General features: G+C 33.9%; 16 protein-coding genes. All 16 read right to left on the bottom strand.

The window, feature by feature from the left end:
• Positions 1-58: 58 nt before the first annotated feature.
• The 16 genes from rplS to HMPREF2715_RS02225 all read right to left on the bottom strand — a co-directional run bounded on the left by rplS (position 59) and on the right by HMPREF2715_RS02225 (position 16,489).
• Positions 59-409, bottom strand: coding sequence for a 50S ribosomal protein L19 (rplS, locus tag HMPREF2715_RS02300; protein ID WP_011275959.1), 351 nt, complete (start codon positions 407-409; stop codon positions 59-61).
• A 104-nt stretch (positions 410-513) separates the two neighbouring features.
• A complete protein-coding gene (gene trmD, locus HMPREF2715_RS02295) occupies positions 514-1,251 on the bottom strand; it encodes a tRNA (guanosine(37)-N1)-methyltransferase TrmD (protein WP_011275960.1) in 738 nt (245 codons plus the stop codon).
• Complete coding sequence (rimM, locus tag HMPREF2715_RS02290; RefSeq protein ID WP_011275961.1) at positions 1,251-1,754, bottom strand: ribosome maturation factor RimM; 504 nt, start codon at positions 1,752-1,754, stop codon at positions 1,251-1,253. The genes trmD and rimM overlap by 1 nt, the downstream gene beginning before the upstream one ends.
• A gap of 118 nt (positions 1,755-1,872) precedes the next feature.
• Complete coding sequence (rpsP, locus tag HMPREF2715_RS02285; RefSeq protein ID WP_011275962.1) at positions 1,873-2,148, bottom strand: 30S ribosomal protein S16; 276 nt, start codon at positions 2,146-2,148, stop codon at positions 1,873-1,875.
• A 246-nt stretch (positions 2,149-2,394) separates the two neighbouring features.
• Positions 2,395-3,765 carry a signal recognition particle protein gene (ffh, locus tag HMPREF2715_RS02280; RefSeq protein WP_011275963.1) on the bottom strand — a complete coding sequence of 457 codons (1,371 nt, stop codon included), beginning with the start codon at positions 3,763-3,765 and terminating at the stop codon, positions 2,395-2,397.
• Between the two features lie 25 nt (positions 3,766-3,790).
• Positions 3,791-4,123, bottom strand: coding sequence for a putative DNA-binding protein (locus HMPREF2715_RS02275; protein WP_011275964.1), 333 nt, complete (start codon positions 4,121-4,123; stop codon positions 3,791-3,793).
• Entirely contained in the window at positions 4,110-5,333 is a 1,224-nt protein-coding gene (gene ftsY / locus HMPREF2715_RS02270) for a signal recognition particle-docking protein FtsY (RefSeq protein WP_011275965.1), read from the bottom strand. Before ftsY ends, HMPREF2715_RS02275 begins: the two co-directional genes overlap by 14 nt.
• On the bottom strand, positions 5,330-8,899 hold the full coding sequence (gene smc, locus HMPREF2715_RS02265) for a chromosome segregation protein SMC (RefSeq protein WP_033080065.1): 3,570 nt from the start codon (positions 8,897-8,899) through the stop codon (positions 5,330-5,332). Before smc ends, ftsY begins: the two co-directional genes overlap by 4 nt.
• 84 nt (positions 8,900-8,983) lie before the next feature.
• Positions 8,984-9,736 carry a ribonuclease III gene (gene rnc, locus HMPREF2715_RS02260; protein WP_210423027.1) on the bottom strand — a complete coding sequence of 251 codons (753 nt, stop codon included), beginning with the start codon at positions 9,734-9,736 and terminating at the stop codon, positions 8,984-8,986.
• 70 nt (positions 9,737-9,806) lie between these two features.
• The gene (locus tag HMPREF2715_RS02255; RefSeq protein WP_001830184.1) at positions 9,807-10,040 is read right to left on the bottom strand and encodes an acyl carrier protein; all 234 of its coding nucleotides are present in this window, start codon (positions 10,038-10,040) and stop codon (positions 9,807-9,809) included.
• A gap of 112 nt (positions 10,041-10,152) precedes the next feature.
• Positions 10,153-10,890, bottom strand: coding sequence for a 3-oxoacyl-[acyl-carrier-protein] reductase (gene fabG, locus HMPREF2715_RS02250; protein WP_011275968.1), 738 nt, complete (start codon positions 10,888-10,890; stop codon positions 10,153-10,155).
• The gene (fabD, locus tag HMPREF2715_RS02245; protein WP_011275969.1) at positions 10,880-11,809 is read right to left on the bottom strand and encodes an ACP S-malonyltransferase; all 930 of its coding nucleotides are present in this window, start codon (positions 11,807-11,809) and stop codon (positions 10,880-10,882) included. The genes fabG and fabD overlap by 11 nt, the downstream gene beginning before the upstream one ends.
• Positions 11,802-12,788, bottom strand: a complete 987-nt coding sequence (plsX, locus tag HMPREF2715_RS02240; RefSeq protein WP_070678516.1) for a phosphate acyltransferase PlsX — start codon at positions 12,786-12,788, stop codon at positions 11,802-11,804. Before plsX ends, fabD begins: the two co-directional genes overlap by 8 nt.
• A 1-nt stretch (position 12,789) precedes the next feature.
• Positions 12,790-13,350, bottom strand: coding sequence for a transcription factor FapR (gene fapR / locus HMPREF2715_RS02235; RefSeq protein WP_070678513.1), 561 nt, complete (start codon positions 13,348-13,350; stop codon positions 12,790-12,792).
• 135 nt (positions 13,351-13,485) lie between these two features.
• Positions 13,486-15,537: an ATP-dependent DNA helicase RecG gene (recG, locus tag HMPREF2715_RS02230; protein WP_070839252.1), complete on the bottom strand. Its 2,052-nt coding sequence runs from the start codon at positions 15,535-15,537 to the stop codon at positions 13,486-13,488.
• Between the two features lie 154 nt (positions 15,538-15,691).
• Entirely contained in the window at positions 15,692-16,489 is a 798-nt protein-coding gene (locus HMPREF2715_RS02225) for a thermonuclease family protein (protein ID WP_070581155.1), read from the bottom strand.
• Positions 16,490-16,646 lie beyond the last annotated feature (157 nt).

Genomic DNA, 16,646 nt, shown 5'->3' with positions numbered 1-16,646 from the left:
ATTTGTAAGACAAACGTTGTATCTAATCTCTGTCTTATTATTATACTCAGTTTGCTGATTAACGAATTTCTTGGATTCTAGCAGCTTTACCACGTAAACTACGTAAGTAGTATAATTTAGCACGACGTACTTTACCACGACGTTTAAGTTCGATTTTTTCGATTTTTGGAGTGTGTAATGGGAATGTACGTTCCACGCCTACACCTGAAGAAATTTTACGAACTGTGAAAGTTTCAGAAATTCCTCCACCACGACGTTTGATTACAACACCTTCGAATACTTGGATACGTTCACGTGAACCTTCTACGATACGTACGTGTACACGTAAAGTATCACCAGTACGGAATGTTGGTAAGTCTGTACGTAATTGTGATTTTGTAACTGCTTCGATTAACTTATGATTACTCATTGATATACTCTCCTTCAACCTATGTTCTTGCCTAGACATTCATATAGCAGCGGATCATAGTGATAATTAGTGTCTTTTCACACTTGATATATATTAGCATAATACTAATTGTTTTTCAATTGCTTTTTATAGCTTTCTATAAATTTTTCATCGTCTTCTGTTAAAGGATATCGATCAAGTAAGTCCGGTCGCTTATGATAAGTACGGATTAATTTTTGTTCATGTCGCCATTGTTCAATATTTGCATGATTACCTGATAATAATACATCTGGAACGGTCATATTTTCAAATTCTCTTGGACGCGTATATTGAGGGAATTCTAATAGACCATCTGAGAACGAATCATCTTGATGTGATTGTTGATTTCCTAATACACCTGGTATTAATCGCACAATCGCATCTGTCATCGTCATCGCTGGCAATTCTCCTCCAGTTAATACATAATCCCCAATTGAAATTTCATCCGTCACTAGGTGCGTTCTTATACGTTCATCATAACCTTCATAATGTCCACAAATAAATACGATATGCTCAGCTTCGCTTAATTCTTGTGCAATTTCTTGTGAAAAAGGTCTACCTTGAGGACACATTAAAATGACACGCGTTTGATCAGTTCGTTGTAAATCTTTCATAGCATTGAAGACTGGTTCAGGTTTTAGGACCATACCCTGTCCACCACCAAATGGGTAATCATCCACTTGATTATGTTTATTAATGGCATAATCTCTAAAATTCACAGTATTCACACTAATGATTTCTTTATCCTGTGCCCTTTTTAAAATGGAGTGATTGAGCACGCCATCAAACATCTCAGGAAATAAAGTTAAATAATCAATTTTCATTAATCTAACAACCCTTCCATAGGTGTTATACGAATCGTTTTATTTTCAATATCAATTTCTTTAACTACATCAGCTATATAAGGAATGAGATATTCCTTTTCTCCTTTAACAACCCAAACATCATTTGCACCTGTTTCAAAAATATTGATAACTCTGCCGATAGGTTGATTGTCATTATCAAATACAGTACTTCCAATGATGTCAGAGTAGTAATATTCATTTTCAGCTAATTCAATATCTTCATGATCGCGTTCTTGGTACAAATAGTCACCTTTATATTGTTCGACGTCATTAATGTTATTTATTCCCTCAAATTTCAACATATGAAATCCTTTATGAACACGGTAAGATAAGACCGTCAATTGTTCTTCATGATTTTGATGATTTACCGTCAATACTTCACCTGGTTGGAAACGGGTATCCGTAAAATCGGAATTAGATTTCACTTTAACTTCACCTTTAATTCCATGTGTATTTACGATTTGACCAACTTCAACTTGCATATTTGCACCTCATTTAATCCATTAATGTCATTTTGTTTATCATATCATGATTTTTCAGTATTTAAAAAGGCGCCATCAGTTGGCGCCTCTATTACTTTACTTATAAAGTTTAAGCTAATTATTTAGCGTGTTTTTGTTCATCAAAAGTTTTTAAAATACCTTGTTTAGATAAGATATTATGAACTGTATCAGTTGGTTTAGCACCGTCTTTTAACCATTTTAATGCTAATTCTTCATCAATTTTAACTTCTGGAGCATTAACACTAGCTGGGTTGTAAGTACCGATTTGTTCGATAATACGACCATCACGTGGTGAACGTGCGTCTGCTACTACGATACGATAGAATGGATTTCTTTTTGAACCTAAACGAGTTAAACGAATTTTAACTGCCATATATAAAACTCTCCTTTATATCTTTTACTTTTTATTTTCTACAAGAAATAATATTAACAGTAACTTGATATTTTGTAAAGACTTTTTTCTTTACCAAATCTAGGTTTTTTTAAAACCGTAGATTTGGTTATGGACTAGCTTTAGCTAGGCCGAACCTTTTGCTAAATGTTTGGTAGTACATTTATTTTTTCAATAAACATCAAAATATCGAACACTATTTGAGAAGCGTTCGATATTTTCACTTAATTAAAATGGTAAGTTCATACCTTTTAACATATTTTCCATTTGACTACGTTTGCCTTTTTTACCTTTACGGCCAGCACCACTGAATTGCTTCATCATTTTCTTCATATCATTAAATTGTTTCATCAAGCGATTCACTTCTTGTAGTGAACGCCCAGAACCTTTGGCGATACGTTTTTTTCTTGAAACATTTAGTACTGCTGGGTTTTCTCTTTCACTTGGTGTCATAGACTGGATAATTGCTTTAATATGGTCAATTTGCTTTTCATCCATATTTAACTTATCCATGCCTTTCATCTTATTCATTCCTGGAATCATTTTCATGATGTCATCAAGTGGGCCAAGATTTTTAACTTGATCCAATTGTTCAAGGAAATCGTCCAATGTGAACGTAGAATTACGCATTTTTTGTTCTAAATCTTTAGCTTTTTCTTGGTCAACATCTTGTTGTGCCTTTTCAATAAGACTTAAAACATCTCCCATACCAAGTATACGAGAAGCCATTCGCTCTGGGTGGAACAGTTCAAGTCCATCCATCTTCTCACTCATACCAACAAATTTAATTGGTTTTTGAGTTACTGAACGAATAGATAAAGCAGCACCACCACGAGTATCTCCATCTAATTTAGTCAACGTAACACCAGTAACGTCTAATTGGTCATCAAATGATTGAGCAACGTTAACAGCGTCTTGCCCAGTCATAGCATCTACAACTAACATGATTTCATTAGGTTTAGAAATTTCTTTAACTTCTTGAAGTTCATTCATTAACGCTTCATCAATATGCAAACGACCTGCTGTATCAATGATTACAAAATCTAAATGTTCTTCTTTGGCATGTTTTAATGCATTTTCAACTATTTGTTGCGGTTTAACTTGGTCCCCTTCACTATAAACAGGAACGTCAAGTTGTTTACCTACCGTTTGTAATTGGTTAATTGCCGCTGGACGATAAATATCCGCTGCAACTAACATTGGCTTTTTATTATATTTTTTACGCATTAATAATGCTAGTTTACCGGCTGTTGTTGTTTTACCTGCACCTTGTAAACCAACCATCATAACAACAGTAGGTGGCTTGTTTGCCATTTTAATCGTTGAGTTTTCGCCACCCATTAATTGAGTTAATTCATCTTGTACAATTTTAATGACTTGTTGACCAGGTGTTAATGATTGCATTACATCTGATCCTAAGGCACGATCTGACACTGTCTTAACAAATTCTTTAACTACTTTAAAGTTTACATCGGCTTCTAATAATGCTAATCGTACTTCACGCATCATTGCTTTAATATCCGCTTCAGTAACTTTACCTTTACCACGCATTCTCTGTATCGTAGCTTGCAAACGATCAGATAATCCTTCAAATGCCATATCAATTGCCCTCCTTTATCTCTATTTATTCTAATTCTTCTAATTGATTAATGTATTGTTCTAACTTCTTAGAATCATTTAATGTTTGTTTCATATCGTCATAAATTTTACGACGTTGTTCAAATTTTTCATACAAATTCAATTTAGCTTCATAATCTTCTACTAAATCGCCAGTTCTTCTTATATTATCATAAACTGCTTGTCTACTCACATCAAATGTCTCTGCAATTTCACTTAGTGAATAGTCTCTCAAATAAAACAGTTCCATATAATTTCTTTGTTTTTCAGTTAATAATGTTTGATAAAAATCAAACAAATAATTCATTCGCAAAGTTTTAACTAAATCATTTTTCCCCATTTGGATTATCCTCATTATTAAAATCTAATTCAGCAACTTCATCTGGAATATCTTCATTTTGTTCAATCATATCTGCAAATAAGCCATATACATAACTTTCTGGGTTAAATGGTTGTAAGTCATCAAGTTTCTCACCTAATCCTACATATTTCACAGGTATGTGAAGTTCATTTCTAATCGCAAGTACAATACCACCTTTAGCAGTACCATCTAATTTAGTTAATACTATACCTGATACGTTTGTAACTTCTTTAAATGAACGTGCTTGAGATAATGCGTTTTGACCTGTTGTTGCATCTAAGCATAATAAAGCTTCATGTGGCGCATCTGGCACAGCTCGGCTAATGACACGTTTCATTTTATCCAATTCTTGCATTAAATTAGATTTGTTTTGTAAACGTCCTGCAGTATCACAAATTAATATATCGACACCTTTATTTTTAGCGGAATTAATTGCATCATATACAACTGCAGCAGGATCTGAACCTTCACTTTGACGAATTACTTCAACACCTACACGGTCACCCCAAACTTGTAGTTGATCAATTGCACCAGCTCTAAATGTATCTCCAGCGGCAAGCATTACTTTTTTTCCTTCCATTTTATATCTGTGTGCTAATTTACCGATTGTAGTTGTTTTACCAACACCATTTACGCCAACCATTAAAATGACATTCAAACGGCCGTCTTCAAGATTCATTGCTTCTGATTGGTCATCTTCTTGATGATAGATTTCAACAATCTTTTCAACAATAACTTCACGTAAATCTTCAGTTTCTTGTATATTTCGACGTTGTGCTTCAGTACGTAATTCTTCTGTTAATTGCATTACTGTGTTGAAACCAACATCTGCAGTGATTAACATTTCTTCAAGTGCTTCGAAGAAATCTTCATCTACTGTTCTATAACGTGCGATCAAATTATTAAGTTGTTCTTGGAAGTTCTGACGTGATTTTTCAAGACCTGCTTTAAATTTAGCCCCCATTTTTTGTGCTTCAATTTCTTCAAAATCTTCAATTGAAATTAATCCATCGTCATCAAAATCCGCTTCACTTAATTTACGCGGTTTTTTCTTCGGTTCTATCTGTGCTTCATCATTGTCATCATGAATTGTGCTACTCTGATTGCCTTCTTCTTCTGATAATTCTTGTTCTATATCTTCAGTAGATTTCGTTGAAAATTTGTCTTTTAATCGTTTAAAGAAACTCATGCTTGTTCCTCCTTCATAACCTCATCAATTGTATTTAAGTTGACACTTACTAATTTTGAAACACCTGACTCTTGCATCGTCACACCATATAAACGGTCTGAATATTCCATAGTTCCTTTTCGATGTGTAATAACAATAAATTGAGTTTGAATAGATAATTCTTTTAAAAATTGAGCGTATCGAATTACATTCGCTTCATCGAGTGCAGCCTCTACTTCATCTAGTATAACAAATGGAGCAGATCTTACTTTCAAGATAGCAAATAGTAGTGCAATAGCACTTAATGCACGCTCACCACCACTTAATAAAGATAAGTGTTGCAATTTCTTACCAGGTGGTTGAACAATAATATCGACACCAGCTGATAAATAATCATCATCTGTTAACTCTAATTTAGCATGTCCACCTCCAAATAACGACTGAAATACTGTCGTAAAATGAGCTTGCACTTGTAAAAACGTTTCTTTAAAACGACCTTTCACTTCTTGGTCCATCTCACTTATAATTTGTTCAAGTGTTTGTTTCGCTTCACGCAAGTCTGTACGTTGTTCATCTAGGAAAGTATAACGCTCATTTAATTCTTCAAATTGCTCAATAGCATTAATATTTACTGGCCCTAGTTCTTCAATTGACATTTTAGTTAGTTTGACTTTCTTTCTCAGCGCATCAATTGGCGTTTCTGAAGAGAATTCACTTCTAGCCCGCTCAACAGTTAGTTGATATTCATCATTCAAATGATCAATTGCATGGTTAATCAATACATCTAATTTCGATTGTTGTGCTTTTATATCTTGATAAAAACTTTCAATTGACAATAAATCTTGATGACATTCTTGCAATGTAGCTTCATGTGACTCAACATCTTCATTGACATCAATACGTTCTTTTTTCAATTGTTTTAACTGATCAGTGATGGATTGTCGGTCATTTTCTTTAGATTTTATCTGTTGTTGTAATTTTTCAAATGCTTGTTCCCCCATCATTTCGTCAGAATTGAAGAGTTTAATTTTATCGTCAACATTTGTTAATTGTTTGTTAATCGTCTCTATCTGTTTATCTGTACGTTCTAATGACGCTTTTTGAGCATTTATTCGTTCTTTAATTACAGCTAAGTCAGAGCGTTTTTGGTTTAATTGTTGTTGCACTTGAGTGGTATTCTCTTTACCTTCTTTAGATAATTGAGTATAACGTTCAATATCTGTTTCAAGTTGTTTTAACTTACCTTGAATAATAGTTAATCGCTCTTGTTTTTCAGTTAAAGTAATGCGACTATTTTCACTTTGGTAGCCATCATTTTTCTCGAATTCAAATTCCTCATGTTCATCTTTAATGTGCGCTTCTTGTGTTTTAAGTCGATCTAATTCTAACGCTTCATTATGAGATTGTTCTTTTACTTCGTTATATTGCTGACTCATTTTAAAATAAGTTTCGCTGAGATGTTCAACTTCATTTTTGTGTTTTTGTAACTGTTTCTCGAAATCTTGTGTTTGTGATTCATAATCTTTTAATTGATTACGCATAGTTGTCAGTTCATCTTTTTGTGATAGAATACTCTTCGTCTTGCGCGCACCACCACCGGTCATAGAACCACCAGGATTAACAATATCTCCTTCTAAAGTTACAATGCGTGTTTTATATTGGATAGCTCTTGCCAGTTCATTAGCATGTTTCAAATTGTCTACGATAATAGTAGTACCTATTAAATTTTCAACTACAGCTTGATATTGTGAATTAACTTTAATCGCATCTGAAGCTACATTGATAAATCCATTTGTATTTTCAGCGATGTGCCTAATATTATTAGATAATTGTCTCGATTTTATAACATTTAATGGTAAGAATGTGGCTCTACCAAGACCCTTTTGCTTTAAAAATTGTATTGCCTGGCGTCCATCTTTTTCACTATCAACTATGATATGTTGTAATGAAGCACCTAATGCGGTCTCAATCGCTTGAGTCAATTCAGATGGCACATTTATCACTTCTGCAACAGCACCATGAATACCTTGTAGGTTATCATTTTTAGCTTTTAACACATGTTTAACACCATTAAAGAAATAAGTATAATCCTCTTCTTGAGTTTCTAAACTCTCTATTCTAGCTCTCATTTTATCAGTGTATCGATAAGCCTGATAAAGTTTATCTTCATATTCAGTTTGAGTTTGTTTAGCTTTTGATAACTGCTGTTCTAGTTGACTTATTTGAGTCTCAATATCGCTCAATTGTTTAACAGTAGCTTGATGGTTGCGTTCTGTATTAGAAATTTCACTTTGCAACGCTTTAAGTTGATTGAAAGCTTCAACCAAGCGAGAATCTAAGCGTGATTTTTTCGCTTCATTCTCTTTAATCGTATGCTCTAAAAAGCGAATGTCATTATTTACATCTGATTGTTCAGACATTAATTCATAGTATTCATTTTTGATTGATTCCAATTTTTCGTCATGTTGTTCATCAGAAACATACAGTTGTGATTCTAATTGATGAATACTATTATTCAACTCTTTTTGTTTTTCTTTTAAAGCAGTAATTTGTTGAGTAATATCAGCTTTTTCATTATGAGCATTTTTTAATTCTTGATGTAAATTATCTAACTCTTCTTCAAAACGAGCATTCGTTTCTGATTGATTTCGTTTTCTTTCTTCTAAAACATTCAATCGACCTGTGAACTTTTCATATTCTTCAGTAGCTTTGATTAAATTATAGTTTAATTGTTCAATGTCATTATCAATTTGTTGACGTTGAGACTTTTGCTTTTGAATATATTTATTAATCTGAGCTTGTTTTGCTTCTTTATCCGCTTGTTGGCTTTTTAAATCATTTAATTTTTGATCCAGTTGACGATTATCCTCTGAATATTGGTCGATATCATTTACAGTAACAATAACATCACTTTGTTTCATCTCTTCAGACAATTTTAAATACTCTTTTGCAATTGATGCTTCAGCTTTTAATGGTTCAACGCGTCCTTCTAAATCATATAAAATATCTTCTACGCGCGTAAGATTATCTTCAGTGTGGTCTAACTTTTGTAATGATTCAGCTTTTCGCTTCTTATATTTTAATACACCAGCTGATTCTTCAAGTATTTGTCGTCTATCAATAGGTTTAGCATTTAAAATTTCATCTACTCTACCTTGAGATATAATACTAAATGCTTCTTTTCCTAAACCAGAATCCAGGAATAGTTCAGTGATATCCCTTAAACGCGCTTTATCATTATTAAGATAGTATTCGCTCTCACCACTACGGTATAAACGACGTGTCACGACGATATCATCTGAATCAACTTGTAACTTTCTAGCTTTATTGTCAAGTTTCAATTGTACTTCTGCATAATTCTGAGCGTTTCGATGTTCTGCTCCTGAAAAAATAATATCTTCCATTTTAGAGCCACGTAATGATTTGGCGGACTGTTCACCTAATACCCATTTAATGGCATCAGTGATATTACTTTTTCCGCTACCATTAGGCCCAACAATTGCAGTTACACCCTTGTCAAATTGAACATCTGTGTGATCTGCAAATGATTTAAAACCTATGGCATCAATTGATTTTAAATACACCATACTATTCTCCTTGTTAATCATTCCACTCATTCTAGTTGAGAGGAGGACAATATTTTACCGTTTAATGGTTTTCTTTAATATATGTTAAAGATTATTATTGCTTTTTAATTTTGAATAAGCGCTCTCTGCCGCTTTTTGTTCTGATTCTTTTTTAGTTTTACCTTGACCTGTTGCTACTGCTTCATTCTCTAAAATGACTTCCGACGTAAACAATCGATGATGCGCTGGACCTTCTTCTTTAATTAAACGATAAGTCACATCTCCACGATTTTGACTATGAACATACTCTTGAAATTGTGTTTTAAAATCAACAACACCAACCAATTCATCATCCTCAACATATGGAAAAATCACTTTCTCAGCAAATTGCCAAACTACATCTAATCCTTGATCAAGATATAAAGCCCCGACAAAAGCTTCAAAGGCATCGGACACTAATGAAGGGCGTGTTCTCCCACCCGTTTTTTCTTCACCTTTACCTAATAAGATAAGTTGATTTAACTCGATTTTGTTAGCAAATATTACAAGTGAGGGCTCACATACAATTGTTGCACGCATTTTTGTTAAATTACCTTCTGGTAGATCCGGATGTTTATCAAAAAGGTAGCGTGATACCGTCAATTCTAATACCGCATCGCCTAAAAATTCGAGTCGCTCATTATGCGCCAAACGGTCCATATTAAAGTCATTGATAAAACTTGAATGAGAAAAAGCTTGTTGATACAAGTCAATATTTGAATATGTAAATCCCAACTCATTCATTTTCTTCGCAAACTGTTGTTGAAAGTCATTAACCATTTCTATTTTTTTTGGATTTGTCACATTAGAACCTCCCATATGTTTATTCTTTGTTTGATTCTTAAGAAAAAAATCTGAGCCATCTTGTAGACGACTCAGATGTAAGTTTTTATTTTTCAAGACTATTGATGTATTTAACTGCATCACCAACAGTATTGATTTTTTCAGCTTCTTCATCAGGAATTTCAGTACCAAATTCATCTTCTAATTCCATCACTAATTCAGCGATATCAAGTGAGTCAGCGCCTAAATCATCTTTGAAAGATGCGTCTTCAGTTACTTTATCAGCATCTACACCTAAACGGTCAACGATGATATCTTTTACTTTATCGAAGTTTTCCACGTCGATTCACCTCCTTTAAAAGTGTCTATCCATAGACTACTTTATTTTCCCATTTTAATGGGTAAAATACAAGCATTTCTTAAACACTGATAATAAAATTCAAGTACTTCATTTACATGTACATGCCACCATTGACATGGATTGTTTGGCCAGTAATATATTTCGCTCTATCAGATGCTAAAAATGCTACTGTATTCGCTATATCTGTATCTTCACCAAATCGAGATAGTGGTATTTGTTCCAACATTTGTGATTTTAAATCATCACTCAGTGCGTCTGTCATATCCGAAACAATGAAACCAGGTGCTACCGCATTGACTGTAATACCACGTGATGCAAGTTCACGTGCGCTTGATTTCGTTAAACCTTCTATACCTGCTTTAGTAGCAACATAGTTAGCTTGTCCTGGATTACCCATGGCACCTACAATACTTGATAAGTTAATGATTGCACCACCACGTTGACGAAGCATTTGAGGTGTAGCTTTTTGAATGCAATTAAATGTACCTTTAAGGTTAGTATTGATAACATCATCCCATTCATGTTCTTTCATGCGCATTAATAAGTTATCACGAGTGATACCAGCGTTATTCACAAGTACATCTAACGAACCAAATTGACTAACGACTTCTTTAATCATAGCTTTAACTTCGTCGCCTTCAGCTACATTTGCTTGAATCGCAAAACTTTCAACACCTTTAGCTTTAATTTCAGAAACAACTGCTTCAGCTTTTTCTTTATTACCTGCATAGTTTACGGCTACATTGAAACCATCTTCAGCCAATTGTAATGCGATACTACGACCTATACCTCTTGAAGCACCAGTCACTAATGCATTTTTATTCGTCATGATTATTCCATCCTTTCACATCTTCTAATGTTTGAATTGATGTCAATTTAACATCGCGATTTATTTTCTTAATTAAACCAGATAAGACCTTACCAGGACCAATTTCTATAAAATGATCTACACCTTGAGCAATTAACCATTCTGCTGAATCGATAAATTCAACGGGTGAATATAATTGCTTAATCATATTAGACTTAATTGTTGTTGCATCAGTTTCACCTTGTGCATTAACATTTTGAACTATCGGGAACGATGCATCATGCCACTCGAATTGATTAATGAAAGACTCAAAGTCTTTTTCAATCACTTGCATCATTGAAGAATGGAAAGGTCCAGAAACCGCTAAAGGTAAGACGCGTTTAGCACCTAACGATTTACCTTCTTCAACAAATTTATCAATAAGTGATTTGTGACCTGACACTACAATTTGACCTGGACAATTAATGTTTGCTGGTTCGACCAATTCATCATTTGTAGATAATTCTTTACAAATTCGGTCTACTTCTTCATAACTCAAACCTAATACTGCTGCCATACTACCAACACCATTTGGAAAAGCTTGAGCCATTAATTGACCACGTTTGCGAACAATCTTAACTGCATCCTCAAATTTTAATACTCCCGCAGCAACTAAACTAGAATATTCACCTAAGCTGTGTCCCATAGTATAATCAGCATTAATATTATCTAATGCACTATATAACGCTATACTATGCGTCAATAAAGCTGGTTGTGTATGTTCAGTTTCACCTAGTTTGTTCTCATTATCTGTAAACATCGTTTCCAATAAATCAAAGTCCATTGCTTCTTGAGCTGAATTTAGAATATTTGTCGCTTTCTTATCCTCATTAAACAAATCACTTGCCATGCCAACTTTTTGTGCACCTTGACCTGGGAAAATAATTGCTACTTTACTCATCCTTACCACCTACCGTCTCTCTCATAATATCGACAATCTTTTCATCGCCAGCAATTTTAGCTTGTCGAATCGCAGAATAAAACGCGCGAGCATTAGATCCACCATGCGCTTTAACAACCGTTCCGTCAAGACCTAATAATACTGATCCACCGTATTCTGCATAATCCATCTTCTTAGTAAAAGTGTCTAAGTCTTTTTTTAATACTAAAGCTGCTAGTTTGTTTTTTAAACTTCCTAAAAATGTTTCTTTCAACATTTTACCTATTGATTTTGCAGTACCTTCGATATTTTTAAGTACCATGTTACCCGTATATCCATCAGTTACCACTACATCAGTATTACCTTCCATTAACGTTTTAGCTTCAATATTACCATCAAAGTTAAAGCTTTGATCGTCTTTAAGTAGTTGGTAAGACTTCTTAGTCAATGTATTACCTTTAGCTGGTTCTGTACCGATATTTAATAATGATACTTTAGGATTTTGAATGCCACGTATTTTTTTAGCATAAATATTACCAAGTTGTGCATATTGCAATAAATGTTCAGGTTTCGCATCTGCATTGGCACCCACATCTAAAAATACAAATCCTTTTCCATCAATTGTTGGTAAAGTGACTACAAGTGCTGGTCTTGCCACACCTTTAATACGACCAACAATGAATAAACCTGCTGACATAAGCGCACCGGTATTACCTGCAGACACACATCCATCCGCTTCACCATTTTTCACTGCTTCTGCCATTCTTACCATTGAACTGTCTTTCTTACGTTTAATAGCTCTTACAGGTTCGTCTTCCATTTCTATTTTCTCATAACAATGTCTAAATTCTATACGTTCATGATTGAGTGTGTATTGATTTTTATCACCAAATAAAATAATCTCTAAATCTTTAAAATCATTAACTGCTTTCTCAACAGCTTCTAAGACGATACCGGGTGCGTCATCTCCACCCATCATATCAATAGCAATTTTAACCATGTCATTCATCCTCGCTTATATAAAACATTTTAAACGTTCCTTTAAACACTATTGTGTCTCTTACGTATGAGTTTACTTCTATAACAAAATGGTGCGAAGTTTTATTTACAACGTGTGCTTCTGCCCTTACTGTATCATTAAGTTTAACTTTCTCAATGAATGCTACATTACTTTCCTGTGTTAACACTGTTGATTTATGTATTAAAGCTACACAAAGCGAATTTGCCTGAGCAAATAACACATGACCTCGTGCTATCTGAGTCTTCGTAAAAACGGATTCTTCAGTAATTTCAATGAGGGATTGAGCGGATATATTTGGTTCAACTTGAATTAAATCTCCAACCACTTCATTTGCCTCTAGAGCACGAATTTGTTCATAATTTTGCTCAGCTACTAATTTAATACGCTTTCGTAGTTCTGGAATACTTAGGTTTGTTCTATCTAACCGTATGGTTTGAATACTAACTTCAAACTGTTCACATAATTCACTATCCGTAATAAAGGGATTTAATTCAATTGCTTTTTGAATCGCCTGACGACGTTTTGCTTTTTTCAATTTCAATTAAATCCCTCCTTAAAAGTGAAATTAGTACCAAGTCTTAAACATTCCTCACATATCATAACACTTTCCGTTTGATAAGCTCAACAAATATCATAGTGCTATATTTTATTTTTTGACAGTAGTGACTTTTAAGCATCAATCAAAACTCATATGTAGCAAGTTCTGATTAATGAATTCACGTAAGTGCTGATATGTTTCTGTAAAAAATTCACCTGATTGTATCAACTCTGCCGCCTCGTCTCGAGCTACTTCAAGCATTCGATAATCTTCAACAATGTTCGCTACCATAAATTCAGGCAAACCACTTTGTTTAACTCCAAAGAAGTCACCAGGACCACGCATTTCTAAATCACGCTCACTCAATTCAAAACCGTCCGTTGTTTGCGTCATATTAGTCATGCGTTCTATGCCATTTTCTGTCTTGGGAGATGCGATAAGGACACAGTAACTTTGGTGTTCACTACGTCCTACACGACCTCTTAATTGATGCAACGTTGATAAACCAAAGCGGTCTGCATCATATATCATCATAAATGTCGCGTTTGGTACATTGACGCCAACTTCAACTACAGTTGTTGAAACTAGTATATCTATATCATGTTGACTGAATCGCATCATAACCTCATCTTTTTCTTCAGCTGACATTTTACCATGTAATAACCCTACTTTTTCCTCTCCATAATGTAGTTTAAGTGATTCATACAACTCGACTACATTTTGCACATCTTCAAGATGCTCTGAACTCTCAATCAACGGACATATTACATAGGCTTGACGTCCTTTCTTAAGTTCAGACGTCATTTGTGATAGCACTTGCTCATATTGTTCATGCTTTGACCAATTTGTAATAATTGGCTTGCGTCCTTTAGGTAGTTGCTTAATTGATGACACATCCATTTCACCAAATACAGATATAGCAAGTGTTCTAGGAATTGGTGTTGCTGTCATAAAGAGTACATTCGTCATCGCACCCTTTTCTCTTAAAAGTTGACGTTGATTGACTCCGAAACGATGTTGTTCATCTGTTATGACAAGTCCTACATTTTGAAATGTTACATCATCTTGAATAAGCGCATGTGTACCTATTAAACAATCAATAGTACCATTTTCTAATTGCTCTAATAGAACTTTTCTTTTTTTACCTTTAACAGAACCTGTCAGCAATGCTACATTCATGTACTCACCGAACAGTTTAATTAAACTATTTGCATGTTGTTCAGCTAAAATTTCCGTAGGGACCATTAATGCTGATTGATAGCCCGCTGTTTTCAACGCATACATACATATTGCTGCAACAACTGTTTTACCTGACCCTACATCACCTTGTAGTAATCGGTGCATACGTATCGGCGCTTTTAAATCTCTAAAGATTTCATTCACACTCTTTTTTTGTGCATCAGTTAATTCAAAAGGTAAAGTTTCTATAAAATCTTTCACTTTTTGAATATCGTAATTTATCTCAATAGCTTCGTCAGATGACTTTTCTAAACGATTTAACCACTGCATTCTTAATTCAAACATAAATAACTCAGTAAAGGCATATGTTCTTCTAGCACGTAATAAGTCCTGTCGATCCTTGGGACGATGTAAGGCATATAGTGTATCCTCTAAAGATTCTAATTTATATTTCTGTTTAAGTTCTTCTGTAAGCCATTCATGGATTGTAACATCATCTAAAGTTTGATAAATCATATCTCGCATTTGTTTTTGTTTAATGCCCTCTTTAATACGATAAATAGGTTCTAACTTAATTTCATTTGTATCTTGAGATTTTTCATTAAAAAACATCCTGTTCCCATTTATTTCTTGTTTTGCACGATTCCATTTTCCTTTAACAGTTACCGTCCCATGAAGTTCAATTTTCTTTTTCAAGTATGGTTGATTAAAGAAGATACACTTGACCGCGATGTTATCTACCATCAAGTGTACTGTTAACTTTGATTTATTTCTGCCGAAAAATGCGACAGTTGGCATCGAATAAACTTCTCCGACAATTGTGACTGTAGATTGATCTTCAGCCATATTTAAATCTATAACTGTATTATCTTCGTAACGAGTCGGTAGATAGAGTACTAAGTCTTCAACCGTGTTAATATTCAGTTCTTGCAATAAAGCAATTCTTTTTGGTCCTAGTCCTTTGATACTTTGAAGCGGATACGGACTTTCTATTAAATTGACTTTAGTCATAACTTCTCACCTAGTATTTGTAATATTAATCTTTATTTTATCATGATTAGGCTGATTAATTGATTGTTACGCCTTTTGCACTATAAAAAAGGTACGAAACAATATTCATTACGAATTCATTGTTTCGCACCCTAATTCACTATATGATTAATGTTTATCTTTCACATGCCCATCCATCTTTATCACGGTCTAACTTAGATTGATAAGCAGGATGTCCTTTTTTAACTCCATTGGGATATTTCTTTCTCATCAAAGTACAATTTTTATAATATTCTTTAGATTGCTTTTTTGTTGTTTTTGAAGGCGAGGTCTTTGGTGTTGTTGGCTTCACAGTAGAGTTGGCAGTAGATGTCTGACCTGTCTTGGTTTTAGAGTTCGATGTTGTCGTACTCCTAATATTTAACTTTTCAGCTTGAGCTTTCGATTGACTCACCTTCAACATCTGTTCGAACGTATTATTAGGTGGATAAATGTATGTTACTCGTGCTAATCCTTGTCTTACAACGGCTTCGTTAACCATTCTACCATCAGCATAAACATACGCTAAATAACGACCATATTTATCTGTGCGTTGCCCTCTATCAAACTGCACTTGAATAGTACGAGCATTCGCTAACATATTTGTCGTGAAACGACTAGCTTCTGGACCATATTTTTGAACAGGTTTACGTGGATCTTTAGTTTCAGGTGTATCGATAAGCAACAATCTAAAAGTCGATTTCTTCCCTTTGTAAAGTAGTTGAACAGTATCTCCGTCAATACCCTTCACAAATTTAACTTTCTCTTTCGTTAATACATTACTTTGCGCATTAACAATGTGCTGTGGCATTACTACTAATAATGAGGTAAACGCTATTAAAATCGACAAACTTGCAATGGCAACCTTCTTTTTAAAAAGAAGTAACATAAGACTAATAACAAGACAAATAAATACTAAATATAAATCCCCCATAAGTATTCTCCTAATATTTAATATACATATTTTTTATACTAAACATCATAAAAAATACTATTAAAATTTTAATATTTTTATCACTTAAATCATTTATAAGAAAATGAAAGTTTAGCTCCATATAAAAAAGGCTCTACGTCAAATCGGACTGATGAGT

Source organism: Staphylococcus sp. HMSC062A01 (assembly GCF_001836805.1).
Lineage (GTDB): Bacteria > Bacillota > Bacilli > Staphylococcales > Staphylococcaceae > Staphylococcus > Staphylococcus haemolyticus.
Note: the sequence above shows the minus strand (reverse complement) of the source record. Positions and strands in the feature narration are given on the sequence as shown.